The sequence below is a fragment of the Mycetocola tolaasinivorans genome, from assembly GCF_003667565.1.
GTDB classification, from domain to species: domain Bacteria; phylum Actinomycetota; class Actinomycetes; order Actinomycetales; family Microbacteriaceae; genus Mycetocola; species Mycetocola tolaasinivorans.
Genome location: NZ_RCUX01000001.1, coordinates 181,249 through 205,129 on the forward strand (window position 1 = coordinate 181,249; position 23,881 = coordinate 205,129).

The 23,881-nt window shown below is 67.5% G+C and carries 23 protein-coding genes; 10 read left to right on the top strand and 13 right to left on the bottom strand.

Annotation, left to right across the window (positions count from 1 at the left end; translation table 11 throughout):
• Positions 1 to 23: 23 nt before the first annotated feature.
• Both D9V32_RS00845 and D9V32_RS00850 read left to right on the top strand, forming a co-directional pair.
• Positions 24 to 1,619, top strand: a complete 1,596-nt coding sequence (locus D9V32_RS00845) for a family 20 glycosylhydrolase (protein WP_121647005.1) — start codon at positions 24 to 26, stop codon at positions 1,617 to 1,619.
• A 20-nt stretch (positions 1,620 to 1,639) separates the two neighbouring features.
• Positions 1,640 to 2,632, top strand: coding sequence for an ROK family protein (locus tag D9V32_RS00850; protein WP_183086109.1), 993 nt, complete (start codon positions 1,640 to 1,642; stop codon positions 2,630 to 2,632).
• 4 nt (positions 2,633 to 2,636) lie between these two features.
• On the opposite strand, the gene D9V32_RS00855 is transcribed toward D9V32_RS00850, so the two are convergent.
• The 4 genes from D9V32_RS00855 to D9V32_RS00870 all read right to left on the bottom strand — a co-directional run bounded on the left by D9V32_RS00855 (position 2,637) and on the right by D9V32_RS00870 (position 6,627).
• Positions 2,637 to 3,368 carry a TetR/AcrR family transcriptional regulator gene (locus D9V32_RS00855; protein WP_121647007.1) on the bottom strand — a complete coding sequence of 244 codons (732 nt, stop codon included), beginning with the start codon at positions 3,366 to 3,368 and terminating at the stop codon, positions 2,637 to 2,639.
• A gap of 165 nt (positions 3,369 to 3,533) precedes the next feature.
• Positions 3,534 to 5,351: a hypothetical protein gene (locus D9V32_RS00860; RefSeq protein ID WP_147440361.1), complete on the bottom strand. Its 1,818-nt coding sequence runs from the start codon at positions 5,349 to 5,351 to the stop codon at positions 3,534 to 3,536.
• Positions 5,352 to 5,526: 175 nt separating this feature from the next.
• Positions 5,527 to 6,096: a TetR/AcrR family transcriptional regulator gene (locus tag D9V32_RS00865; protein WP_121647009.1), complete on the bottom strand. Its 570-nt coding sequence runs from the start codon at positions 6,094 to 6,096 to the stop codon at positions 5,527 to 5,529.
• Between the two features lie 63 nt (positions 6,097 to 6,159).
• The gene (locus D9V32_RS00870; RefSeq protein WP_121647010.1) at positions 6,160 to 6,627 is read right to left on the bottom strand and encodes a small multi-drug export protein; all 468 of its coding nucleotides are present in this window, start codon (positions 6,625 to 6,627) and stop codon (positions 6,160 to 6,162) included.
• 188 nt (positions 6,628 to 6,815) lie between these two features.
• Between D9V32_RS00870 and D9V32_RS00875 the strand changes: the two genes are divergently transcribed.
• From D9V32_RS00875 to D9V32_RS00900, 6 genes are all read left to right on the top strand, one after another.
• On the top strand, positions 6,816 to 7,457 hold the full coding sequence (locus D9V32_RS00875; RefSeq protein WP_121647011.1) for a hypothetical protein: 642 nt from the start codon (positions 6,816 to 6,818) through the stop codon (positions 7,455 to 7,457).
• On the top strand, positions 7,454 to 9,985 hold the full coding sequence (locus D9V32_RS00880) for an excinuclease ABC subunit UvrA (protein WP_121647012.1): 2,532 nt from the start codon (positions 7,454 to 7,456) through the stop codon (positions 9,983 to 9,985). Before D9V32_RS00875 ends, D9V32_RS00880 begins: the two co-directional genes overlap by 4 nt.
• A 102-nt stretch (positions 9,986 to 10,087) precedes the next feature.
• On the top strand, positions 10,088 to 10,297 hold the full coding sequence (locus D9V32_RS00885; RefSeq protein ID WP_121647013.1) for a heavy-metal-associated domain-containing protein: 210 nt from the start codon (positions 10,088 to 10,090) through the stop codon (positions 10,295 to 10,297).
• A 55-nt stretch (positions 10,298 to 10,352) separates the two neighbouring features.
• Positions 10,353 to 10,538 (top strand): hypothetical protein, encoded by a 186-nt coding sequence (locus D9V32_RS00890; RefSeq protein ID WP_121647014.1) that lies wholly within the window; start codon positions 10,353 to 10,355, stop codon positions 10,536 to 10,538.
• A 51-nt stretch (positions 10,539 to 10,589) separates the two neighbouring features.
• Positions 10,590 to 12,851 carry a heavy metal translocating P-type ATPase gene (locus D9V32_RS00895; RefSeq protein WP_121647015.1) on the top strand — a complete coding sequence of 754 codons (2,262 nt, stop codon included), beginning with the start codon at positions 10,590 to 10,592 and terminating at the stop codon, positions 12,849 to 12,851.
• A gap of 92 nt (positions 12,852 to 12,943) precedes the next feature.
• Positions 12,944 to 13,324: a metal-sensitive transcriptional regulator gene (locus tag D9V32_RS00900; protein WP_121647016.1), complete on the top strand. Its 381-nt coding sequence runs from the start codon at positions 12,944 to 12,946 to the stop codon at positions 13,322 to 13,324.
• A gap of 65 nt (positions 13,325 to 13,389) precedes the next feature.
• Here D9V32_RS00900 and D9V32_RS00905 read toward each other — a convergent pair whose 3' ends face one another.
• The 3 genes from D9V32_RS00905 to D9V32_RS00915 all read right to left on the bottom strand — a co-directional run bounded on the left by D9V32_RS00905 (position 13,390) and on the right by D9V32_RS00915 (position 15,268).
• A complete protein-coding gene (locus D9V32_RS00905) occupies positions 13,390 to 13,980 on the bottom strand; it encodes a PIN domain-containing protein (protein ID WP_121647017.1) in 591 nt (196 codons plus the stop codon).
• A gap of 13 nt (positions 13,981 to 13,993) precedes the next feature.
• Positions 13,994 to 14,377, bottom strand: a complete 384-nt coding sequence (locus D9V32_RS00910; protein ID WP_121647203.1) for an excisionase family DNA-binding protein — start codon at positions 14,375 to 14,377, stop codon at positions 13,994 to 13,996.
• Between the two features lie 261 nt (positions 14,378 to 14,638).
• Positions 14,639 to 15,268: a TetR/AcrR family transcriptional regulator gene (locus D9V32_RS00915; RefSeq protein WP_121647018.1), complete on the bottom strand. Its 630-nt coding sequence runs from the start codon at positions 15,266 to 15,268 to the stop codon at positions 14,639 to 14,641.
• Between the two features lie 98 nt (positions 15,269 to 15,366).
• Between D9V32_RS00915 and D9V32_RS00920 the strand changes: the two genes are divergently transcribed.
• On the top strand, positions 15,367 to 16,467 hold the full coding sequence (locus D9V32_RS00920; RefSeq protein WP_220700626.1) for an epoxide hydrolase: 1,101 nt from the start codon (positions 15,367 to 15,369) through the stop codon (positions 16,465 to 16,467).
• Here D9V32_RS00920 and D9V32_RS00925 read toward each other — a convergent pair.
• Entirely contained in the window at positions 16,430 to 17,980 is a 1,551-nt protein-coding gene (locus D9V32_RS00925) for an MFS transporter (RefSeq protein ID WP_220700627.1), read from the bottom strand. The genes D9V32_RS00920 and D9V32_RS00925 overlap by 38 nt on opposite strands.
• Before the next feature lie 80 nt (positions 17,981 to 18,060).
• Positions 18,061 to 18,720 carry a class I SAM-dependent methyltransferase gene (locus D9V32_RS00930; protein ID WP_121647020.1) on the bottom strand — a complete coding sequence of 220 codons (660 nt, stop codon included), beginning with the start codon at positions 18,718 to 18,720 and terminating at the stop codon, positions 18,061 to 18,063.
• A gap of 84 nt (positions 18,721 to 18,804) precedes the next feature.
• Between D9V32_RS00930 and D9V32_RS00935 the strand changes: the two genes are divergently transcribed.
• The gene (locus D9V32_RS00935) at positions 18,805 to 19,446 is read left to right on the top strand and encodes a helix-turn-helix domain-containing protein (protein ID WP_121647021.1); all 642 of its coding nucleotides are present in this window, start codon (positions 18,805 to 18,807) and stop codon (positions 19,444 to 19,446) included.
• 60 nt (positions 19,447 to 19,506) lie between these two features.
• Here D9V32_RS00935 and D9V32_RS00940 read toward each other — a convergent pair whose 3' ends face one another.
• The 4 genes from D9V32_RS00940 to D9V32_RS00955 all read right to left on the bottom strand — a co-directional run bounded on the left by D9V32_RS00940 (position 19,507) and on the right by D9V32_RS00955 (position 23,817).
• Positions 19,507 to 20,685: an SGNH/GDSL hydrolase family protein gene (locus D9V32_RS00940; RefSeq protein WP_121647022.1), complete on the bottom strand. Its 1,179-nt coding sequence runs from the start codon at positions 20,683 to 20,685 to the stop codon at positions 19,507 to 19,509.
• Positions 20,682 to 21,296, bottom strand: coding sequence for a TetR/AcrR family transcriptional regulator (locus D9V32_RS00945; protein ID WP_121647023.1), 615 nt, complete (start codon positions 21,294 to 21,296; stop codon positions 20,682 to 20,684). The genes D9V32_RS00940 and D9V32_RS00945 overlap by 4 nt, the downstream gene beginning before the upstream one ends.
• A gap of 73 nt (positions 21,297 to 21,369) precedes the next feature.
• Positions 21,370 to 22,557 (bottom strand): AI-2E family transporter, encoded by a 1,188-nt coding sequence (locus D9V32_RS00950; protein WP_121647024.1) that lies wholly within the window; start codon positions 22,555 to 22,557, stop codon positions 21,370 to 21,372.
• 24 nt (positions 22,558 to 22,581) lie between these two features.
• Positions 22,582 to 23,817, bottom strand: coding sequence for an amidohydrolase (locus D9V32_RS00955; protein WP_121647025.1), 1,236 nt, complete (start codon positions 23,815 to 23,817; stop codon positions 22,582 to 22,584).
• Positions 23,818 to 23,881 lie beyond the last annotated feature (64 nt).

Consider the following 23,881-nt stretch of genomic DNA (forward strand, 5'->3'; position numbering starts at 1 on the left):
CAACCGAGGAGACGTATCCCCTGATGTCCCACTCCACTATTCCCACCCTGATTCCGCACCCGCTGCGCGCGAGCACCGCGGGGTCCACCCCGACCGGTGCCGAGCTGCGGGTGGCCCTGGCCGATGCCTCGCTCGGCCCGATACTCGAGACGGTGACCGCGCTCGCGGCGCGTACCCGGCGCGTGCCGGTTGTTCACGTCACCACGGACGCTCACGTGCGCGTGGAGCTGGGGCTCGACGCCGATGCCGCCGGGATCGCGCCGGCCGCGGGCTTTGATCCGCGGCCGCAGGGCGCCGATGAGCGCTTTGTGATCGTCTCCGAAGACGGCGTGAGCGTCGTGCGCGCGGTGAGCACCGAGGGTGCGTTCCGCGGCCTGATCACGATTCTTCAGGCGCTTGAGCTCGCCGAGGAGGGCATCACCCTGCCCGCCCTCACCGTGGTCGATGGCCCCGCCTATGCCTGGCGCGGCCTCTCGTTTGACACCGTGCGTCACCTCTATCCCCGGGAGGAACTGCACGCGGTGATTGACCTGCTCGCCTACCACCGCTTCAGCGTGCTGCACCTGCACCTGAGCGACACCCAGGGCTGGCGTCTGGAGTCCCCGGCCTATCCGCTGGTGGGCTCCCGCGGCACCGACGGGGCTCGGGAGCACCTCACCCGCGCCGAGTTCTCGGACCTGGTGGCCTATGCGGCGGCACGTTTCATCACCGTGATCCCCGAGCTGGACCTGCCGGGGCACACCGCCGCGGCAATTGCCGCGTATCCGGAGCTGGACATCGTGGGCGGGTTTGACCACCCGCAGGTGAAGTATCTGGCCCCGCACAACGCGGCCGCCGTCACGTTTGCGCAGACCGTGCTCACCGAGCTGGCCGAGATCAGCCCGAGCCCCTACCTGCACATCGGTGGCGACGAGGCGTTTGGAATGCCCGATGACGAGTACGCCGAGTTCGTGCGCATCCTGCACACGCACGTACGCTCGCTGGGGAAGCGCGTGGTGGGCTGGCAGGAGGCCGCCCGCGCCGAGGTGTTCGAGCCCACCGACGTGCTGCAGTTCTGGATCGCCGAGAAGGACGCGTTCGACGCCGAGGCCATGCGCGCGGCCGTGCCCGAGGAGTACCACCCCCTGGTGGAAATGGCCGCGAAGACCTTCGCACACGCGCCCGGAGACATCGGTCTTGCCAATGCACGCGATACTCCGATCCTGGTGTCTTCTTCTTCGCCGCTGTACCTGGACCGTCGGCACGCCGAGGGGCGGCTGGACGCCGATGGCTCAACCGAGCCCGGGTTCCCGCACTATGAGCCCGAGCGCACCGCGGACCTGGGCTCCTGGAATCCGGCCGAGCACGCCCGGACCGCCCTGCAGAACGCCCGGGTGGTGGGGGTCGAGGCCGCGATCTGGGCCGAGACCATCGAGGGGATCGACGACCTCGCGTTCCTGCTGCTGCCGCGCCTGCCCCTGGTAGCGGAGCGCATGTGGCAGCCGGCCGCGTACGACTGGACGGAAACCGCGATCCGGCTGCGTGCGCAGACCGCGGCCTGGAACAACCTGGGGTTCGCGAACCACTATCGGTCGGTCGACGTGTTTGGCGAGCCGGAGCTCGCCGCGGCCTCCGAATGACTCGCGGATCGGCATCGAGGGTGGCCAAAGCCGAAGAGATCGCGCTGGCGATCGACATCGGTGGGACCACCATCAAAGCCGCCGCGCTTGATCGTTCCGGCGGGGTGTACGGCGAGGTGACGGTTCCCACACATGACCGTCTGCGCGGCCCGCTGGACGGCGTCCGCCTGGTCCTCCGCGAGCTGCAGCGTCAGCTCGCGGAGGCCGGGCGCGATGCACACCGGGTGGGGATCGCCTCACCCGGGCTCGTGGACACCCCCGCGGGGACGGTGGCGTACGCCGCCAACCTGGGGTGGCGCGATCTCGCCCTGACCGACGTGATCGCCGCCGAGTTTGACCTCCCGGCCACCCTGCTGCACGATGCGCGCGCCGGTGCGGTTGCCGAGCGCGCGGTCCTTCTGGGTGCGGGCGAGACCGCCGACTCGCTGGTCTTTGTGCCCATTGGCACGGGGGTGTCGGCCGCGATCCTCGACGGCGGTCGCTTCGTGGCCGGCGGTTCCGGCGGCGCGGGGGAGTTTGGGCACATCGTGGTGGTGCCAGGCGGAGAGCCCTGCCCGTGCGGTCTTGCCGGATGCGTGGAAATCTATGCGTCCGCCGCCAGCATTCTGCGCCGCTACCGCGAGCGCGGCGGGAACGCCGAGGGCACCGAACAGATCGTGGCGCGCCTCGCGACCGACACGCGCGCGGCCGAGGTCTGGACCGATGCGATCGACGCGCTCGCCCGCGGACTGGCGGCGGTTTCTGCGCTGCTTGATCCCGCCATGATCGTCATCGGCGGTGGGCTCGGCCAGGCGGGCGACGCCCTGCTGGATCCCCTGCGCGCTCGTGCCCGCACACTCCTCCCCTGGAAGCCATTCCCGCCGCTCCGAGCTTCGGTCACCGGGGCGCGAGCCGGCCTCGTCGGTGCGGGCGTCGCCGCCTGGCGAGACGATGCCCCCGACGCGACGTTCGTACGCACCGCGGTAACGAACCTTGCCCGCTCCGCCGCCGCGCGCGGTCGCCAGGCGAGCTAGCGAGCTAGTCAGAACCGTTTTCTGCTGGGTCGTCGGGCGCCGTAGCGCTTCCGGGAATGCCGATCGCGTGCAGATAGCCCAGGATCGAGCGCTCGAGATTGACGGTGTGTGGGGCGTACTCCCACTGGATCTGCAGGCCGTCGGTAAGGGCCACGATGTGCTGGGCGGCATCGTAGGCCGAGACGGCGGGGGAGCCCATGCCCAGCCGCGCGTAGGTGCGCTCGATCGAATCCCGCAGCAGGTCGATCACACCCTCATAGCGGCGGACAAAGTGCTCGTGTGCCGGGTGGCCGGGATCGGTGGCCTCGCTCGAAATCTTCACGTACAGCGGAATCATATAGAGCTGATCGGTGATGCGGTGCAGACCATCGAGGTACCAGCGCAGTTCGATCAGGGGATCGGCGGAGTGGCTGTCGCCCGCGTGGAGTTCTTCCAGCTGCTCGCGCAGCGCGGCGGCGGCCACGCGGTCACGGCCCACCATGAGGCGCATCAGGATCTCGTCCTTATTGGCGAAGTGGTGCAGGAGACCAACGTGGGTGATTTCGGCCCGCGCGGCAATTTCGCGCAGCGAGACGGCGTTGAAGCCGGACTCGGCAAAGAGCTCCAGGGCCGCGTCCAAAATGCGCTGCTGGGTGCGCTCACCCTTGGAGCCCTTTTTGGGAATGCGAGCCCGTGACTGAGCCATCGTCAGGACCGCCGACGTCGCGCCAGTGTCGGGTTTTTCCGGGGTGTCCATGAGGCACTAGCTTACGGCTTATCGGGCGTTGGAACCGGCAACCGGACGCGTGTTTCCGTGTCGGGACGGATGCGGTGGCGGATGCGTTTCGGGGCCCGGTGAACGGAACCGGCCGGATCCTCTGGGGAGAATCCGGCCGGCCTCGGCGTGCGATACCGCTGAGGGTTAGCTCACCGCCCGGCGGCGACGGGCACCGATATAGAGGATGCCGCCCAGCGCGACCAGCACGCTGATCGGCAGGAGGAGCCCGCCACCGTTCGCACCGGTGTCCGGCAGGTCCGACCCCTGACCGTCGCCGCTACCCGCCGTGTTTCCGGGGCTGGCGGTGTTCGGAGGGACTGATCCATCCGTCGGGGTGGCTGAGCCATCCGTCGGGGGTACCGATCCATCCGTCGGGGTGGCCGAGGCGGTCTGAGTCGGGTTCCCCGGTGTGGAGGACGGATCGGGTGAGCTGGTCGTGGGTGTGGTGTTGCTGGGTTCCGGAGTGCTGCTGCTGGTGGGTGTGGTGTTGCTGGGTTCCGGAGTGCTGCTGCTGGTGGGTGTGGTGTTGCTGGGTTCCGGAGTGCTGGTTGTGGGTTCCGTGGCCGTGGGGCTGGGGCTTGATGCGCGCTCCTTTGCTCTCACCGTGATGGTGACCGAGGCGTCGAGGGGGAGTGCGCCCTCGGGGCGCGAAAACGGTGCCTCTTCAGCGGCGTCCACGAGGTTCTGGGCGAGAACGTCGGGGATGTGTGAATCCGTAGAGGACCCCTCGCCGCGGAAGGCGCTCGACTCCTCCGGGAGGACGAGGTACACGGTGACGGGTACGGTGTAGACACCGGGTGCCGTGGCGGAGCCGCTCAGGTGCAGCGTAAACGGGTCTGCCGCATCCGGGTCGGACGCGTTTTCGTCTGGTTTCTCTTCGCCCAGTTCGCTGGTTTCCGAGTTCGTGTCGCCCGGTTCCTCTGCCTCGGATTCTTCCTCGAGCGGTTTCGGCTCGGCGAAGGTTGCACTGAGGCTGAGCCCCTCGGGGAGCCCGGACACGTGGAGCTTCGTGGGGAGCTCGATCAGTCCAAAGTAGGGGGAAGACGCAACATCCTCAGAGAACGTGACCTTCACCTCCTGATCTACCGTCTCACCCTCAACGACGGCGGTGTCAGTGAGGGAAAACGGAGCTCCGGGCGTGCGATGGCTCTCTCCGAAATGTGAGTCGACTGAGGCGAGAAGCGGACGGGTAAAGGCCAGTGCTGCGTCGAGGGAACTGGGAAAAATGTTCGGGAAGTCAACCGCGAGTGCCGTCACTGCGAGGTGACGCGCACCCGTTGTGGAGCTGGAGAAATCAAGGGTGTTGCTAATCAGGTTGACCGGCGCGGTAATGGTGGAGGGCGTTCCGTTTGATGTGACGGATACGCCGGTAATGATCGAGGCCAGATTACTCTGGGATGAGCTGTACGTCAGCAGGGTGTTTCCGTTGGGTTCAACGACGGTGTCCGCGTTGGAATTGAGGGACCCACTAAAGGTTGTTGTGAGGGCGTCGATGTTGTCGCCGTCGATGTTGTAAGACCATCGCACGTAGTTTCCCTCGAGGGTCAGGGTGAGTGTGACCGCGTAGGCGCTGTCGAGAGAGTCCCCGGAGTTACCTCGGAGAATGACCTCGGTTTTGTCGCCGGCGCGGGTCTCGACCTCTCGGCTGTCTGCCGCAAAGCGCCAGGTTTTGTCACCCGTACTGAGGGTGAGAAAACCGAATTGGCCAAACGCGTTTCCCGGCCATCCGAAGATGTTTGGCACGGTTCGGAAGGGGAGGCCGGAACCTACTGTACCGCTGACGGCACTGACTGGCCCCCAGAGGAAGGAAGACGTTCGGACAGCCTCAATGCTGAGGGGAACTGCCGTAGCCGTTTGGAGGGAAGCGACACCCAGGAGGGAGCCGCCGAGCAGGGCGAGGGTTGCGCCTGCGGCGGTGATGCGGCGGGTTCGGGTGCCCGTACGCGGGGTTGAGGTTTTCACGAATTCCAATCACAGGGGCCGCCCGGAATTACCGGGCTGGGTGCCCGCACCGGCGCGAGGTTTGCTAGGAATTGTAGTTTAAAACGCGAAATATAAATACGTTTTGTTATAGAAAAAACACCCCACTCCGTGGTATACGTACCGTGAATGTGGGGTGCTGCTAGAGAGTGGTGATTTAGCCCAAAACCGCCGCTACCGCATCGGCGATCACGAGGTATTCCTGCTCGAGGGTCGGGCGCTCGGCCCCCGCCATGCGGCCAATCGCCAGGCCGTCGGCGATGGCCATGAGGAGGCGGGCATGGCGCTCAACGTCTGCCTCATTCAGTGCGCCCTCGGTGGCGAGAAGGGTGAGCCAGGCGCGGATTCTGCCGCGCGCGTGATCGGCGTAGAAGCCCCAGATCTCATCCGCGCCCGGGACCGCGGCGGGGCCCAGGAAGGTGCTGACGGCCAGACGCAGGGAATCCGAGGTGATCTCCGGGGGAACAAACTGTTCGAGGCACTCGCGGAGTCGTTCGGCGGCGGGGATTAGCGGATCGGCGATGCGAAGATCGGCGACGGTCTCGTCAAAAAACGTGGCGAGGACCGCGTGGTGCAGGTCTTTTTGGGAGGGGAAATAGTGTCGCAGGGTGCTCGCTCCCACGCCCGCGCGCGCGGCCACGGCCCGCACGCTGATCCCGTGCGGATCCTGCTCCACGAGCTGTGCGCGCGCTGCGCTGACGATGTCTGCGCGACGATCGATGGTCATGCGAATCCTCCCGGGATGGTGCGGGGTGGCGGCGGCACCCCGCCACCACCCCGTCGGTACCTCCTAGTGTAGGAGCTGGGCCAGGCCAAAGCTGGCAATGGTGCCGGTGACGACACCCCAGGCGACGATCGAGACGACCTGCCAGAGAATGACCTTCGCACGCTTGGCACCGAGCCCGATGAGTAGCAGCGAGGTGATCTGGATTGGGTGAACCAGCAGCGACACTCCGGGAACGCCGAAGCGTTCGAGCATGCGCCTGACCTTTTCGCGGCGCGGGGAGTCGGGGGTGAAGGTCCGGTTCTTTCGTGCGCGTTCGCGGATCGCATCGGCTCCGAAAATCAGGGCCAGAACAATGATGAGGTTACCGGCGATGGCGGCGGACGCCGCGACGATGGGGTTGAGTCCGGCGAAGACGCCGATCACGGTGCCCAGATAGGACTCCACGAACGGGATCATGCCGATCAGGACAACCCCGAGTACCTGCAGCCACTCGGGGAGGCCGCTGACGAAGTCTTGCAGGGTGTCGATCATGGGGATCCTTCGGTTTTGGGGGTGGTGAGCGTGCGGATGCGCATCGCGTTAGTACAGCGTACCAGCACAGTGTACTAATTGATTGCACGGGCCGCGGATCGCGGAATTACGCCTCGCCCGAAAACCCGAGCGCCGATAGGCTTGAGCTCTGCGCGAGCCCCTCGGCTCGCCTCGGTGAGGGGATCAACATGGCCGAATCAACAGCGGAATCCGCGGCGTCTCACGAGGTAGCGCCGCTGCTCGATCTGAGCGCGCGAAGCGAGTTCACACTCGACGCCTCGGTGAACGGTGTGGAGCGCCTGCTGCTGCCGCCAAACCTGACGCACCTCACGCTGCGCGGGTTCGAATCCGGCTCGGCCTACGTCTCCGTTGACGACCTGGTGGGCGGGCTGAGTGGGCTCGGTGCCATCGGTATTCCGGTGACCGAGGTGGAGGCCCGCGAGGCTGGGCGAGATCTCGCGGTCCGTGTGGTGGGCGGCATGCCCGCGCTCGACGGCCTCGAAAACGTGACCGAACTGCGCGTGGAGGGCATTGCGATGCTCGACCTCGATGACGTGGTGGACTCCTTTCCCTCCCTCACCCTGCTGGAACTCTCCGGGGAATCGAGTGCCCCGGGTGAGTTGATCGAAACCCACTCTCTGGCGGAACTCCCGGCGCTCGAAAGCCTCACGCTGCGCCACCTCCACGGATTCACGGCGGAGGACTTCCCTGAGGCGGCCGCCCTGCCCGCACTCGCCGAGGTGAACCTCGAGGGGGTGCCCGCGGGGGTGGCTGATGAGCTTCGCTCGCGCTATCCGCACGCCCGAATTGTCGAGGGGGAGGGCCGATGAGCCCGGACGCCCCTCGGGGTCTGCACATCGAGGTGCGCGGGGCCCGCGTGCACAACCTCAGGAACGTGGACGTTGACGTGCCGCTGGGGGAGATGGTCGCGATCGCCGGGGTCTCCGGATCGGGGAAGTCATCGCTGGCGATGGGGGTGCTCTACGCCGAGGGCTCGCGCCGATACGTCGAGGCGCTCTCCACCTATACGCGGCGGCGGATGTCGCACGCCACGCGCGCGGCGGTGGAGTCCGTGCGGCATATTCCCGCGGCGCTTGCCCTGCGCCAGCGCCCCGGTGTGCCCGGTGTGCGCTCGACCTTCGGGACCTCCAGTGAACTCCTCAACGTGCTGCGCGTGATGTTCTCTCGGCTCGCGAGCCACAGCTGCCCCAATGGACACCGCCACGCGCCCACCATCGACGTGGCCGCCGACCTCCCGCTCACCTGCACGGTGTGCTCGGCGGTGTTTCGGGCACCCGGCGCGGAATCCCTCGCCTTCAACTCCGATGGCGCCTGCCCGACCTGCTCGGGCACCGGCATTGTGCGCGATGTGGACGATGCCGCGCTGATTCCCGATGAGACCAAAACCATCGCGGGCGGTGCCGTCGCCCCCTGGGGCATGGTTGGGCTGTCGGTCATGCCGCAGGTCGTGGCGGAGTTTGGCGTGCGCATCGACGTACCCTATGCCGAACTCACCGAACGCGAGCGCGAGATCGTGCTGGATGGCCCCGAGGAGAAGCGGCACATCACCGTGGCCTCTAAGAACGGCAAGGTCTTCTCGATGGACTTCACGTTCCGCAGTGCTCGCCGGGCGGTACGCGAGGCGTTGAAGAACACCACGAGCGAAAAGGGGCTCACCCGGGTCAATCGCTTCATCATCGCAGCCCCCTGCCGGGACTGCGTGGGCACCCGGCTGAGCCCGGCCGCGCGCGACCCCCGCATCGGCGAGATCAACCTGGCCGAGGCCACCGCGCTCTCCCTCGACGAGCTCACCGCCTGGGCCCCGGGGCTCCCGGAGACGCTGCCGCCGGAGATGCGCGCGATGGCCCTGCTCCTCTCGACCGAACTGCTCGAGATGGGTCGCCGACTGCGTGAGCTGGGGCTCGGCTACCTCACCCTCGATCGCGCGGGTGCCACCCTCTCCACTGGAGAGCGGCAGCGCGTGCAGCTGGCGCGCGCCGTGCGCAACCAGACCACGGGCGTGCTCTACGTCCTGGATGAGCCCTCGATCGGGCTACACCCGGCAAACCTCGACGGCCTGATCGGCGTGATCCGTGACCTCCTCGCCGAGGGCAACTCGGTGGTGCTCGTGGATCACGACGTGCAGGTGCTGCGCGCGGCCGACCGCATCATCGAGATCGGGCCGGGATCCGGTGCCGAGGGCGGCCGGGTCGTGGCAAACAACTCCCTGGCCGAGATCGTGGCGAACCCGGACTCCGTCATCGGCAGCTTCATCTCCGGTGCCGAACCCGTGATTGTGCGCGAGCGCGTGCCGGAGGGCGAGGTCTTTGCGGCGGGTGGCATTCACCTGGTGACGACGCCGCTACACACCGTGCGCGCCCTGGACGCCTCCTTCCCGCGTGGCCGACTCACCGCGGTGACCGGGATGTCCGGTTCGGGTAAAACGACCCTCGTCCTCGAGAGCCTGGTGCCCGCGCTGCGTGCCGAGGGGCAGCTGCCGAAGCACGTGGCCTCCATCGAGGCCGAGGGGATCACCCGGGCCGACGTCGTGGACGCCACCCCGATCGGCACCAACGTGCGCTCGACGGTGGCTACCTACAGTGGAATTCTCGACCTCCTGCGGCGCGAGTTTGGCGGGTTGCCCGCCGCCCGGGAGCGCGGCCTCGGGGCCGCGGACTTCTCATACAACACCGGGTCGCTGCGCTGCCCGCGCTGCGAGGGTACCGGCCAGATCGTGCTGGACGTCCAGTTCCTGCCGGATGTCGACATCGACTGCCCCGACTGTGGTGGCTCCCGCTATGCGCCGCTCGCGGCCGAGATTCGCCGGCCGCTGCCGGCCGGTTTCAGCGGCGGGCACGGCGAGCATGAATCGATTTCCCTTCCCGAGCTCCTTGCGCTCACCGTGGCGCAGGCCGTGGATGCCCTCGCTGACCTGCCGCGGGCGCGCAAGAAGCTCGACACCCTGGTGGATCTGGGCCTCGGCTACCTCACCCTCGGCGAGGATACCCCGGCGCTCTCGGGTGGTGAGGCGCAGCGGCTGAAGCTCGCCTCCGAGCTCGGTCGCGATCAGCGCGACGCGGTGTTTGTGCTGGATGAGCCGAGCGTGGGCCTGCACCCGAGCGATATTCGCGTGCTGCTGCGGGTGCTGGATGGCCTGCTGGCGCGGGGGGCCACGGTCATCGTGATCGAGCACGATCTCGACATGATCGCCAACGCCGACTTTGTGATCGATCTGGGGCCGGGTGGCGGCAGCGACGGCGGTCGGATCATGGCGACCGGAACGCCGGAGCGGGTCGCAGAAAACCCGGAGAGCGTGACCGGCACCCACCTGGCGGCATATCTGGCCCATCGATCCTGAGATATTTTCACGGTATTTTCCGATTTTCGGAATACCCACAGGGGGTATATCGTTGGTGGTGAGTGAGATACCCGCTAGGGGTATCCAGATGAGGAGAACACCATGGCCACCACCGAGTACCGCGTCACCGGAATGACCTGCGGACACTGCGAGATGTCCGTCCGTGAAGAGGTCGAGCTGATCGCCGGCGTCGAAGACATTCGCGTGAGCGCCCAGACCGGCGAACTGGTCATCACCTCCGCCGCCGAGCTCGATGACGCCGTCGTGCTCGCCGCCGTCACCGAGGCCGGATACTCGGCCGTCCGCGCCTAGTGCACGCCCTGAACGTGGTCGCCCTGGGCGCGGGCTCCCGGGCGGGGGTCCGGCCGTGAGGGTCTGGCTGAAGCTGACGCTGTTTGCGGCCGGTCTCGTCGCGGCCTTCGGGGCATCCTTCGGGATCGCCTACGCCGTGACCCCGGATCGCGCCGCAAACAGCGTGGTCCCCGAGCGTCCCGCGGTGTCCGAACATCCCGCAATGCCCGGGCACTCCGCCCCGGCGGCCCCCTCCCACTAGTTTTATCTCGCGCTGCGCCCCGCCGGGCGCACCGATTGACGGAAGAAGAGTATGAGTACCTCGGCACCACTCACCGGTGGATCCCACGTTGAACTGGAGATCGGCGGGATGACCTGCGCCTCCTGTGCGATGCGGATTGAGAAAAAGCTCAACAAACTCGACGGCGTCGAGGCCACCGTAAACTACGCCACCGAGAAGGCGCGCGTCAGTGTCCCCGCCGGATATGACGCCGAGCTCCTGATCGCCGAGATCGAGAAGACTGGCTATACCGCGGCCCTGCCCGCACCGAAAACCCCGGTGCCCGCCGAGGGCGACGCGGAGGCGCCGGATGCCGAGCTCGTGTCGCTGCGCCAGCGGCTGATCGGTTCGATCATCCTCACCGTTCCGGTGATCGCGATGGCGATGATCCCGGCGCTGCAGTTCACCTACTGGCAGTGGGCGTCGCTGGCGCTTGCCGCCCCGGTCATTGTCTGGGGTGCCTGGCCGTTCCACCGTGCCGCCTGGGTCAACCTGCGGCACGGTGCTGCCACGATGGACACCCTGATTTCGATGGGCACCGGCGTGGCCCTGCTGTGGTCGGTGTACGCGCTGTTCCTCGGCACGGCGGGGGTGCCGGGAATGACGCACCCGTTTGAGTTCACCATCGCGCCCTCGGATGGCGCCTCCAATATCTACCTCGAGGTGGGTGCCGGGGTCACGATGTTCATCCTGGCGGGGCGCTACTTTGAGAAGCGGTCGAAGCGTCAGGCGGGTGCGGCGCTGCGCGCGCTGATGGAGCTCGGAGCGAAGGAGGTCGCGGTGCTGCGTGGCGGCCTCGAGACCAGGATTCCGATCGATGAGCTGCGGGTGGGCGATGAGTTCATTGTGCGCCCGGGTGAGAAGATCGCCACCGATGGCGTGGTGAGTTCCGGAACCTCGGCGGTGGACGCCTCGATGCTCACCGGGGAGTCCGTACCGGTGGAGGTGGCTGCGGGCGACGCCGTGACCGGCGCCACCGTCAACGCCGGTGGTCGCCTGGTGGTGCGGGCGACCCGCATCGGTTCCGATACCCAGCTCGCCCAGATGGCGCGCATGGTCGAGGATGCCCAGACCGGTAAGGCCGAGGTGCAGCGCCTCGCCGACCGCATCTCCGGGGTGTTTGTGCCGATCGTGATCGTGATCGCCGTCGCGACCCTCGGTGCGTGGCTCGGTGCCGGGTTCCCTGTGGCCGCGGCCTTCACTGCCGCGGTGGCGGTGCTGGTCATCGCCTGCCCGTGTGCCCTCGGTCTCGCGACGCCCACGGCGCTGCTGGTCGGGACCGGCCGCGGCGCCCAGATGGGCATCCTGATCAAGGGCCCCGAGGTGCTCGAGTCTACCCGCCGGGTGGATACCGTCCTGCTGGACAAGACCGGCACCGTGACCACCGGCAAGATGAGCCTGGTGGATGTCGTGACCGAGCCCGGTACCGATCGTGCCGAGCTGCTGCGCCTGGCCGGGGCGCTGGAACACGCCTCCGAGCACCCGATTGCGCAGGCCATTGCCGCCGGTGCGATCGCTGACGGAGCGGTGCTGGCCACCCCCGAGGACTTCGCGAACATCGAGGGGAAGGGCGTGCAGGGCGTTGTGGACGGGCACGCGGTGCTGGTGGGGCGGGAGTCCCTGCTGGCGGAGTGGTCGATCGCGCTGAGTGGCCCGGTTGCCGCGGCGAAGGCCGAGGCCGAGGGCACCGGAAAGACCGTGGTCGCGGTGGCCTGGGACGGTGCCGCTCGCGGAATCCTCGTGGTGGCCGACACCGTGAAGCCCACCAGCCGTGAGGCGATTGCCGCGCTCAAGGCTCTGGGGTTGACGCCCATTCTGCTCACCGGAGACAACACCGCGGTCGCGCGGCGCATCGCCGCCGAGGTGGGGATTGACGAGGTTATCGCCGAGGTGCTGCCCGCCGAGAAGGTGGCCGAGGTGACCCGACTGCAGGCCGCGGGCCGCGTGGTCGCCATGGTGGGGGACGGCGTAAACGATGCCCCGGCCCTCGCCCAGGCTGATCTGGGGCTCGCCATGGGTACCGGCACCGATGTGGCCATCGAGGCCTCCGACATCACCCTGGTGCGCGGGGATCTCCGCGGCGTGGTGGACGCCATCCGGCTCTCCCGCAAGACCCTGGGCACCATCAAGACCAACCTCTTCTGGGCCTTCGCATACAACGTGGCGGCGATCCCCGTGGCCGCGCTCGGCATGCTCAACCCGATGCTGGCCGGTGCCGCGATGGCGCTCTCGAGCGTGTTCGTGGTGGGTAACAGCCTGCGCCTGCGCGGGTTTCGCAGCATCGTGAAGAACTAGTACGCCGACGGGTTTCGGTGCCGCCCGCCGGTATCGCCCGATATCCTGAAGTCAGTAGTCCGGCCTCGGCCGATCGATCCAAAGGAGCCAGCATGGCCACCACCGCTTCCCCCGCAGTTCCGGTACCCGCGTCTTCGGCTCCCGTCGGGGAGACCCCGGTGGGTGACGTGTGTGCCACCGAGGGGCACCACCACGGCTACATCAGCGACAAGGACGGCTACCAGAAGCGGATGCGCCGCATCGAGGGCCAGGCTCGCGGGATCTCGAAGATGATCGACGAGGAAAAGTACTGCATCGACATCCTGACCCAGATCTCCGCGCTGACCAGCGCGCTGCAGTCGGTGGCGATCGGCCTGGTGGACGACCACCTCAAGCACTGCGTGATGGACGCCGCCCGTCTCGGCAACGCCGAGGAGGCCGCCGCCAAGCTCAAGGAGGCGACCGACGCGATCGCGCGTCTGGTGCGTTCCTAGTCCGGCAGCATCAGGGTGCGTAGGTGGTGGGCCGTGCGGGAAATCCCGCACGGCCCACCACCATGTTAGGGAGCCGGACGTGTGTCGCGAAGCACTCCGACGGCGTCGGTGAATCCGTACGCCTTCTCAAGCCGATCAAGAATGTGATCGTGCGTCATGACTGGGCCGCGGGATCCGCTCCTCTTTGCAATCTCATTTATTGCGAGATGGGCGCGGTGAGTGCTGACACTGACCGCGTGAAACGCGAAGGTCCGCGCCGAAACCACGGCAATTGTGGACGGGATCAGATGGGCCGGAAAGTCCTTCAGGTTCTCCGTGACGATGGCTTTGGCGTCGGCAGTCTCCGCCGCAGCGACCACGTGCTCATCGTTTCTATCTGGCAGCCCATATGATCCGTCTCGCCACTCCCAGTTCTGTATGAGTGCATCCGGAAACATGCGGCGCATCGTATCGACGAGTTTGAATGCTCGTGCGTGTGCCTCACGGGGAGTTTTTTGATGCCGGGCAATGAGCTTGTTCTCCTCGCTCGCGCTGAGCTCGGAGAGAATCGCCTCGCTCCACACGGGACGAAAAGTGCCCTCCACCGCGAGCGAGAGAAAAAAGTCGCGTTGCAGACTTGGCCAAAGAACGTTGGTATCGAGCAGCGCGGTGAACATGATACCGGCAGTATCAGGGGGCGTCTGTGGAGGGTCGGCGACGAGCGCCGAGGGCGCGACGATTCTCTCTGAGCGTGGTGAGCATCTCGTCGAGTGGCAGATCTGAGTCGATATCCGTAGAGAGTTCCTCTAACAGGGCGTACTGCTGTTTGCGTCGCTGATTGCGATACTCCAGAACGTGGGGAAGCGCGATTCGACGGTGGCTACTGACCCGCTCGAACGGAATCTTTCCCTCGTCGAGCAGCTTGATCACGGTGGGTCTGCTGAGGCCCAGAAGGTCGGCGGCCTGCTGGGTTGAGAGCATCGTGGTGACGGGGGAAATCGTGACGGCGAGCCCGCGGTGCACCGTATCTACCACCTGCAGGAGCGCCTGATAGATCTCCCGCGGGAGCTCCACCCTGGCGCCTGTGCTCTCCGCTGAGAGATAAAAACGGGGGCTGATCTCGGGGGCCTCGCCGCGAGACGTGAGAAGCTCATGGACTCGGGCAACCCCGGGCCCATCGGAACCCCCGTATGTTTCGGTCATGGTTCGAGAGATACGAGACATCACACCCTCCTTATAAGTGCAAGAAACGTAACATATTTCGTTTAGAAGGTTTGGGTATTGTTCTGGATTCACCGCCCGTATTCAGGGACCGCGCGGAGCGGCGCGCGGGCGCTATCGAGGTCGCGCTTCGAGAGCGAAGCTCTCGACATAGTCGATGGCGCCGTCGAGTGCCGTGTTGAGGGGCGTGATGCTGCCCTCGGCCTGGGCGAGGAGCATGCCGCCCTGGAATGCGGCGAGCAGGATCGTGGCGAGGGAGTCGGGGTGGGCGTCCGGGCGAAGTTCGCCGCGTTCTTGCATTGCGGCCAGTCCGTCCCGGAACAGCGTCCGCCAGCGGGCAAAGCCGGCGGTGACGTCGGGGGTGAGGTCGAGGTCTGATTTCAGCACGTCGCTCGCGAGGGAGCCGAAACGGCAGCCACCCCGCCAGGAGTCGGGTCGGGCCGCGTAGAAGGCGGCCCAGGAGCGCAGGGCCGCGATGCTGTCGAGCGCTCCCTCCGCGGAGCGCTGGGTGACATCGATCACCTGATCGCCGCGGCGGTTCAGTACCGCGCGAACGAGGCTCTCCTTATCCGGGAAGTAGAGCGAGAGTTGCGATCCGCTCACCGCCGCGGCCGCACGCACCTCGGGGTTGGTGGTGCCCTGAACGCCGTGAGTGAGGATCAGCTCGGCGGCGGCATCAATGATGCGATCGCGGGTGGCGCGCCCCTTCGCGGTTGCGGGAAGGGTGCCTTCGGAAGCTGTCATTGTGCCAGCTTATCAACAACTGGGCTTGACAGCCCATTTGAATGTGCACAGAATGGGCTTTGTGGCCCAATTTGGGTTGCATCATCGAGAGGAACCTCGTGTTCGAACCCATCCCCGCCCCCGCCGACGCCCCGGCACGTGCCGACCTGATCCGGCGCATCCACTCCACCCGCCGGATACCGAACCCCTGGGCGGGCGACGCAGCACGTGGAATCCCCGCGGTACGCCTCGCCGAGTTGCTCGGGGAGTGGGCCGAAGGTTTTGACTGGTCGGTGCCGGAGGAGCGCATTCGCGCATATCCATGGGAGTCGGCGGGCGTCGGAACCCGTGCCCTGAGGGTGATTCATCAGCGCGCCGAGAACCCGGATGCGTCCGCGGTGGTTCTGCTGCACGGGTGGCCTGACTCCGTGCTGCGGTTCGAACGCGTGCTGCCGCTGCTCAGAGACCTCAACGTCGTGGTGCCCGCTCTGCCAGGATTTCCGTATGCACTACCCCTGACCGGAGAACCCATCTCGACCGCGGACATCGCGGAAATGGTTGCGGAGGCGATGTTCGCCCTCGGGTATGACCGATACGTGGTCTCGGGTGGCGACGTGGGCGGCACGGTGGGGGAGATCCTCGCGGCCACACATCCGGAAAGCGTCTCGGCACTGCACCTCACAAACCTGGCGGCGTCGCGGGTTGCGATGATCGACCCCGCCCACGCGCACCCCGAGGAGCGCGAGTTCGCGGCCCTCGCCGGTCGCTGGCGGCAGGCCAACGGGGGTTTTGTGGCCGAGCAGGCCACGCGTCCGGGTACGGTGACCACGATGCTGGGTGATTCTCCCGCGGCCCTGCTCGCCTGGATCGGTGAAAAGCTCCAGGGCTGGGCGGGCAGTGCGGACGCGTTCGGTGCCGCGGACATCCTGACCTGGGTCAGTGCCTACTGGTTTACCGAAACCGCGGGCACCGCGCTGTCCACCTACGCGGTACCCGCGGCCCTGCCCGATCGTATCGAGGTGCCGACGGTCTACTCGGCCTTTGGGCGCGACTTCCTGTCCGCACCGCGGGAATTCGTGCAACGCTTCGTGAATCTGGCCGTCTTCAGCGAGCACAACGACGGCGGGCACTTTGCCGCCTGGGAGGAGCCCGCCGCCTACGTCGACGACCTGCGCCGTGCGGTTAGGCTCTCGCCCGCGGGCCCCGCAGCATCACGATGACCCCCAGGAGCACGAGGATGATCGCACCGATCCACATGGACTGCTGCCAGCCGAAGACAAACGCCTCGTGTGCGGCCCGGATCAGCGCGGCCGCGCGGGCATCGCCGGAGGCGGCGAGCGGCCCGGCACCGGCAATGCCCTCCGCGACCCCGGCGGTGAGTGTGGTCGGAAGCCCCGACAGCGCGGGGGCGAGTGCGGTGCGATAGCCGGCCGTCACCAGCGCGCCGAGGAGCGCGACGCCGAGGGCCGCACCCAGTTCCCGGGTGACGTCGTTGAGCGCCGAGGCCGCACCCTGCTGCTCGCGGGGGAGCGCGGAGGTAATCGCCTCGGTGGAGGGTGTCATCGCGAGACCCATGCCCGCACCCATCGCGATGAGCCCGGGGAGAACCGTGAGATAACCGCCGTCGCGAGATACCAGGGCAGCCATCAGTGCGAGCCCTGCGGCTCCCACAAACACGCCGGTGGCCATGGTGGCCCGGGCACCGATCCGTGCGGCCAGGCGCGGGGCGATTCCCGAGGTGGCCATCATGAGCAGCGCCATCGGCATGAGGCCCAGGGTGGCGGCGAGCCCCGACCAGCCGAGCACCGTCTGAAAGAACGGATACAGCACGATCGAGATTCCCGCCTGCACGCCGAACATCACCAGAAGGAGCAGCGATCCACTCGAGAGGCCGCGGGTACGAAACGCGCGCAGGTTCAGCAGCGGCGCGGGATGGCGCAGCTCCCGCCAGACAAAACCCGCCGCGGCGAGTATTGCGATGATCAGCGCGCCGAGGGGCAGTGCGTCGCCCCAACCGCGTGCGGGGCCCTCGTGCAGCGCGAGGGTGAACCCGACCATCGCGAACATCGAGGTGAGTGCGCCGACCACATCGAACGGCCCTGATGCCGCCTCGCGGGTGTTGGGTACGGAGCGCACCGCGAGCAGCGCGGAGGCCAGTAGCAGAACTACGGGAAGCGCGAACATCCAGCGCCAGGCCGCCACATCCACGAGGAGCGCGGACAGGTACATGCCCAGAATGCCGCCGCCGCCGGCCACTCCCGTCCAAATGCCGATGGCCTGTGAACGCTCGGCGGGCGGGAAGGAGGAGGTGATGACGGACAGCGTGACCGGCATGATCGCCGCCGCCCCGATGCCCGCGGCCACGCGTGCCCCCAGTATCATATCCGCGGTGGGGGCGAGGGCCGCCGCAATGTTGGCGAGGGTGAATACCGCGGTGCCGGCGAGCAGCATGGTCTTTCGGCCGAGGCGGTCGCCCAGCGCGCCGAGCGGGAGGAGCAGCGCGGCGAGGGTGATCGTATAGGCGTTGATGATCCAGAGCACGCGATCCTGATCGATGCCAAACTCCAGCGCGAGCTGGGGCTGCGCGACACCCAGGCCGGAAACGGAGGCCACCACGGCCATCAGTGCGAGGCAGACGGCAATCAGGATGCTGCGGCGTCGACTCGGATCGGTAATGAGCGCGGCACTCGCGGAATCGACGCCGTGGCTCTGCGGGGAAAGAGGGACGGACATGGGGTCCTTTCACGGCGCGCGGGCGCGCCAAATAGCGCCCCGACGGTGTGCGAGGCGGAATGAGCGGGTGAGTGAGGGGTTTAGCCGATGCGGGTGGCGCGCACAATCACGTCGACGCGAGAACCCGCGCCGCCGGGATGGGTGCCGGGAACCACGACCTCCTCGGCGGTATCGATGTGCCACTGGCCCGCGGGAAGGAGCGCGGTGATCCCCGCGGCGCTCGCCGATGCCTCGTGGGGGTGCTCGGCATGCGAAGCGTCTGAAGCGTCTGAAGCGTCTGAAGCGTGCGCCGCGTGCCCAAAGATCAGGAGGGTGCCGCCGGGGGTGACCCACCGCGCGATGCGCGCGTAGAAGTCGAGCTGGGGCATCGCCGGATGGGCGAACGCGGTGAGTACCAGATCGAAGGGCCGTGCGGGTTCCCAGACGCCGAGGTCGGCCTCGAGCCAGCTCACACGATCCCGCACTCCGGCGGACTTCGCGCGGCCGCGCGCAACACTCAGCGCGCCGGCGGAGATATCGGCCCCGGTCACGCTCCAGCCGGCCTCGGCCAGCCGGATCGTTTCGGCCCCGGTGCCGCAGCCGGCATCCAGTGCCCGCCCGGGAAGGAGCCCCGAAATCTGGGCGTCGAGGTGCGGGTGGGGTGGTGCCTGATGGCTGCCGCGCAGGATGGAATCATTCCAGTGTGACTCCCAGTAGCGGCGGTCAAAGGTGTGCTCGGTTGGCTGGGGTGGGGTGTTCATGGCGGCCTTTCGCGTCGATATCCCCAGTCTCCGCGATCGACTTGCCCCCTGGCAATCTTCATTGCCAAATGGCAATATGGAGGGATGGAACACGATACGAATCGGGCGCTCGACGCCGTCGGGCCGCGGCTCAAGCGCCTGCGCCAGCGCCGTGACGTCACCCTCGCCGAACTCGCCGAGGCCACCGGTATCTCCGCGAGCACCCTCTCCCGGCTCGAGTCCGGCCTGCGTCGCCCCACCCTCGAGCAGCTTCTGCCGCTCGCACGCGTGCACGGCGTGACCCTGGATGAGCTGGTGGATGCACCGCTCACCGGCGATCCGCGCATCAACCTGCGCCCGGTGGCCTGCCACGATGGTTCGACGATCCTGCCGCTCACCCGGAGGCCAGGTGGCATTCAGGCCTATAAGTTTGTGCTCCCGCGAGCGACCGGGCCACAGGCCCCGAAGTTCCACTCCCACGAGGGCTACGACTGGGTGTACGTGCTGAACGGCATGCTGCACCTGATCCTCGGCGATCAAAACCTCCTGCTCTCCCCGGGCGAGGCCGCCGAGTTTGATACCCGCACCCCGCACTGGTTCGGGGCTACCGAGGCCGGCTCGGTGGAGTACCTGAGCCTCATCGGCAAGCAGGGTGAGCGCGCCCACGTGCGCGCGAGCACCGAGGCCACCCTCGCCGAGGCCGCCGCGGATCTCGAGGCGCCCGTCCACGCTTTCCCGCACGACTAGGCGTGCGCACGAAAACGGCGCGTCACCCTCGGATGACGCGCCGTTTTTGCGTGAGGAAACCTAGCCGCGCACCGACCAGGTGTCGGTGCCGTCCGCGAGCGCGAGCCGCGCGAAGCGCTCGCCCATGATCTCGTGCGACTCCGGCCCCGGGTGCAGGGAGTCCGGCAGCGGGTGGGTGTCGGCATCGGCCTCACCGTAGAGTTCGAGGCCGTCCAGGAAGAACAGGTTCGGATCGGTGGCCTGGCGCTCCCCGATGATGCGCGCCAGTTCGGCGCGAATCACGCGTAGGGTGAGCTTGCCCGCCCTGACCTCATCGGGATTGCCGGTGGCGGCGAATCGTAGCGTGCCCTGCACCAGTGCTTCGAGGTCAAACATGCCCGGCCCCGGGGTATCCTCATGGATGCCGCAGTAGATGGGCGAGACCACGAGCAGCGGGGTGTCCGGGTGGCCGTCGCGGATGGTGTCGAGAAACCCGTGCACCGCCGGGCCGAAGGCGCGCAGGCGCAGCAGATCAAGGTTGACCAGGTTGATGCCGAGCTTCAGGCTGATCAGATCCGCCGGGGTGTCCCGAATCGCGCGGGCCGTGAACGGGTCAAGCAGCGCGCTGCCACCGAAACCCAGGTTGACGAGCTCCAGATCTGCCGTGCGCGCGGCCACCACCGGCCAGATTCCGGTGGGTCGGATCGCATTGGAGCCGTGGCTGATCGAACTGCCGTGATGCACCCAGACCGGTCGCGTGCCCGGGGTGAGCGGCGAAACCGGGGCGCTGGTGCGCAGCTCCACGATCTCGATCTTCTCACCGTGCGGCAGCCAGATTTCGACGCTCTTCGATTCGGCGGGCAGGCCGTCAAAGCGCAGGGCTGCGGCCGGCTCGGTCTCGGCGCTCGGGGTGCCGGTGGCCAGATCGATCGTGATGGTCGAGCCACCCGAGGTGGCCGCCTCAGCGACGCGCTCGCCATTAATCGTGAGCTCGACGATGCCGTCCGGCCGCGCGGGTACACCGCTGAAGGTGGTGCGCGAACGGAAGAGGTCGATCTCGATGACCGTCGCCGTCGTGGTGAACGCCAGCCGCACGCCCGAGGGCTGGGCCTCCACCATGCTCAGCTGGGGATCGGTGTTCTGAGCGCGCGCCGCGGCGGGAAGGCGGTGTGGCAGCAGGCCGCGCTCGGTGGCTTCCAGCTCGGCGGCACCGCGGATGATCGTGGCGTCCAGGGGGACTGCGGTGAGTGGGGTGGTCATGCGTGGTTCCTCTCCGAGGTGGTGTGTCCGTGATGGGATGAGTCGGGTGCGGGCCAGTTGCGCAGCAGCGCATCGAGTGCGTCAATGATGCTCCGCCAGCTCTCGGCGGCCGGGGGAGCGCTGTGCGCAAACCCGCCGGCGGCCTCGAGTGTGATGAATCCGCGCACGGTGCTGCCGATCAGGCGCACGGCGTGTGGATGCGCCTCGGGGGTGAGTCCGTAGCCCGCCAGCACCGCCTCGGTGAGGCGCGCGTGCCGTGGACCCGCACTCGCGGCCGCGACCTCCGGGGTGAGCGGGCGCAGCATCGCGGCGAAGCGGCCCGGGTGCGCGAGGGCGTAGTCGCGATAGGCGTTGGCGAGCCCGGCGAGGGCCTCGCGCTGCGCCCGGCCGCTCGTGGCCTCGGTCGCGAGTTCGGCGAGCTCGGCGAGGGCGAGCAGGCTGATGCCGTCATCGAGCGCCGCGGTGTTGGCGACGTGCGAGTAGAGGCTCGCGGTCTTCACCCCGAACCGACGCGCCACCTCGGCGAGGGTGACCCGCTCGATCCCCACCTCGTCGGCGAGTTCGGCCCCCATTAGGATGAGGCGCTCGGTCGTGATTCCAGCGCGTGCCATCAGTACCTCCTTAAACACCAAAACCTATACATGATAGGAAAAATCCTAACATGTATAGGTTTGGCGTCTACCGCTACTTCTTCGAGTTCTGCCTCGGGATCCAGACCTGCTTGATGATCAGCAGAATCGACGCGGTCACCGGAATGGCCACCAGCGCGCCGAGCAGACCGAGCAGCGTTCCACCGATCAGGGCACCGATCACCACGAGCGACCCCGGGATCGAGATGGCTCGGCTCATCACGCGCGGCGTCAACACGTAGGCCTCGATCTGCACGTAGGCGATGTAGATCAGGGCGAAGAGCAGCGCGCTCAGCGGGTTCGAGAACAGCGCGAGCGAGCTGGCGATCGCCCAGAACAGCACCGAACCCACCAGCGGGATCAGGGTGATGCAGAACGCGACCACGCTCATCAGCAGCGGGAACGGCAGGCCGAGAATGGCGTAGAGCACGCCGGAGAACACCGCGTTGAAGAACGCGAGAATGACCATGCCGCCCAGGTAGCCACCGATCGAGTCGGTGATCTGATCGGTCAGGTTCGAGATGCGCTCACGGTTGCGGGCGGGGGCCAGCTCGTACATCGCCGACTTGATCTGCGGCAGCGAGGCCACGAAGTACAGCGTCAGCACCAGCACGATCAGCACTCCGGACAGCCCGCTGAAGATCGACGCCCCCACCTGGAATGCCCCGCCACCGATCGCGGCAATGTTACCGGGGTCGGACAGGAACTTCTGGACATCGCCGATCAGTGACTCGAAGCCCTCACCAAACGTGCCCTCCAGGCGGTGGAACAGATCGGACTGCATGAAGTCCTTGATCATCGTGGGCACCGACTGCACAAACTGCGTGATCTGGCCCACCACGGTCGGGATGACGAGCCACAGCATGCCCGCGACGACGGCGAGCAGACCCACGATGGTGGTCACGATCGACCAGGTGCGGCTCATTCCCCGGCCCGAAAGCCAGCGCACCACCGGGTCGATACCCAGCGCGATGAACAGCGCGAACACGATGTAGATGATGACCGTGGAAATATTTGTGATCGCCGCACCGAGGCTAAACGCGGCAAGGCCGCCCAGGGTCAGCAGGAAGCCGGCGATAAACGGGTTGTCCAGGCGCGTCCAGAAGCGGCGCGAGGGCGGAACATCAACGGGCACGACGGCCGAGGACGAGGTGCCCGACGCTGTCGCGGTTTCCGAAGCGGAACTTTCCGAGGGGGCAGACTCCGCCTCGGCGGCGGAGTCTGGGGAGGTATTGGTGGACACGTGTGTTCTCCGTGAGGGTGTGGGCTAGCGGATCAGCCAGGCGCGCGCCGCGGAGACGAGCGCCTGGATGCCGAGCGGCAGGGTCGGGGTGATTGCCGGGGCAAACAGGGGCGAGTGGTTGGACGGAAGGGTGGAGACGCGCTGGGCGATCTCCTCCGGGGTGCTCAGACCGGCAAAGTTTGCGGGGTCTCCGCCGCCCAGGATCCAGTACATGCACGGGACGCCGGCGGCCTGGGCGAGCATGCCCACGTCCTCGCTTCCGGTGACCAGGCCCGGATCGATCACGAGCACGCCCGGAATACTGGCCTGGAGTGCCGCCTGGACGCGGGCCGTGGCCTCGGGATCGTTGACAACGGTGGGGTACGAGTGGATGTGCTCCACCAGCGGTTCGCGGTCGGCCCCGGCGGCCAGAGCCTCGCCCTTCACGATCCGCTCGATGGCGGCGAGGACACGGGTGCGGACGGCGGGTTCAACCGAGCGGACGCTGATGCTCAGCACCGCGGAATCGGGGATGATATTCGGGGCTGAGCCGGCGTGGACGGCACCCACGGTGACGACGGCGGTCTCGGTGCCGGCCACCTCGCGCGACACGATGGTCTGCAGGCGCAGGATTACGGAGGCGGCCAGGACCACCGGGTCCACCGTGGTTTCGGGGCGGGAGCCGTGGCCGCCGCGGCCAAAGAGCGTGACCCGCAGGGAGTCGGAGGCGGCAAAGGCGGGGCCGGGACGCACGCCGAATACGCCGGCGGGCAGCGGGGCGACGTGCTGGCCGAGCACCACGTCGGGGCGTCCGAACCGCTCAAACAGACCGTCTTCGATCATCGTGCGGGCACCGGAACCCTGTTCCTCCGCGGGCTGGAACACGAGCATCAGGCGGCCGCTCCACTCGGGGTCGGCGGCGAGGGTCGCGGCGGCCCCGAGCAGGGCGGTCACGTGCATGTCGTGGCCACAGGCGTGCATGAGGGGAACCTCGGTGCCATCGGCGGCGGTGCCGATCGCGGTGCTGGCATAGTCGAGTCCGGTTTCCTCGCGCACCGGCAGGGCGTCCATGTCGGCGCGCAGCAGCACGGTGGCCCCGGGGCCACGCTCGAGAATGCCCACAACGCCGGTGCGACCGACGCCCTCGGTGACCTCGTAGCCGAGCGAACGGAGGGTGGTGGCGACGATGCCAGCCGTTCGAACCTCGTGAAATCCGAGCTCGGGGTGGGCGTGCAGATCTCGATAGATGTCCTCGAACTCTGAAATGCTGTGGGGCGCCATGGTGTCCTCTCGGGTGCTCGGCGGTCTTGGTATACACCGTAGTGGTGCGGATCGTCCGCGGGGT

Bases quoted from the DNA above. Each gene is read 5' to 3' on its own strand.
- D9V32_RS00955 (WP_121647025.1), bottom strand. From the start codon at position 23,817: ATGGCGCCCCACAGCATTTCAGAGTTCGAGGACATCTATCGAGATCTG.
- D9V32_RS00870 (WP_121647010.1), bottom strand. From the start codon at position 6,627: ATGATCGACACCCTGCAAGACTTCGTCAGCGGCCTCCCCGAGTGGCTG.
- D9V32_RS00900 (WP_121647016.1), top strand. From the start codon at position 12,944: ATGGCCACCACCGCTTCCCCCGCAGTTCCGGTACCCGCGTCTTCGGCT.
- D9V32_RS00925 (WP_220700627.1), bottom strand. From the start codon at position 17,980: ATGTCCGTCCCTCTTTCCCCGCAGAGCCACGGCGTCGATTCCGCGAGT.
- D9V32_RS00935 (WP_121647021.1), top strand. From the start codon at position 18,805: ATGGAACACGATACGAATCGGGCGCTCGACGCCGTCGGGCCGCGGCTC.
- D9V32_RS00895 (WP_121647015.1), top strand. From the start codon at position 10,590: ATGAGTACCTCGGCACCACTCACCGGTGGATCCCACGTTGAACTGGAG.
- D9V32_RS00865 (WP_121647009.1), bottom strand. From the start codon at position 6,096: ATGACCATCGATCGTCGCGCAGACATCGTCAGCGCAGCGCGCGCACAG.
- D9V32_RS00915 (WP_121647018.1), bottom strand. From the start codon at position 15,268: ATGACAGCTTCCGAAGGCACCCTTCCCGCAACCGCGAAGGGGCGCGCC.
- D9V32_RS00905 (WP_121647017.1), bottom strand. From the start codon at position 13,980: ATGTTCACCGCGCTGCTCGATACCAACGTTCTTTGGCCAAGTCTGCAA.
- D9V32_RS00845 (WP_121647005.1), top strand. From the start codon at position 24: ATGTCCCACTCCACTATTCCCACCCTGATTCCGCACCCGCTGCGCGCG.
- D9V32_RS00885 (WP_121647013.1), top strand. From the start codon at position 10,088: ATGGCCACCACCGAGTACCGCGTCACCGGAATGACCTGCGGACACTGC.
- D9V32_RS00855 (WP_121647007.1), bottom strand. From the start codon at position 3,368: ATGGACACCCCGGAAAAACCCGACACTGGCGCGACGTCGGCGGTCCTG.
- D9V32_RS00930 (WP_121647020.1), bottom strand. From the start codon at position 18,720: ATGAACACCCCACCCCAGCCAACCGAGCACACCTTTGACCGCCGCTAC.
- D9V32_RS00880 (WP_121647012.1), top strand. From the start codon at position 7,454: ATGAGCCCGGACGCCCCTCGGGGTCTGCACATCGAGGTGCGCGGGGCC.
- D9V32_RS00875 (WP_121647011.1), top strand. From the start codon at position 6,816: ATGGCCGAATCAACAGCGGAATCCGCGGCGTCTCACGAGGTAGCGCCG.
- D9V32_RS00945 (WP_121647023.1), bottom strand. From the start codon at position 21,296: ATGGCACGCGCTGGAATCACGACCGAGCGCCTCATCCTAATGGGGGCC.
- D9V32_RS00940 (WP_121647022.1), bottom strand. From the start codon at position 20,685: ATGACCACCCCACTCACCGCAGTCCCCCTGGACGCCACGATCATCCGC.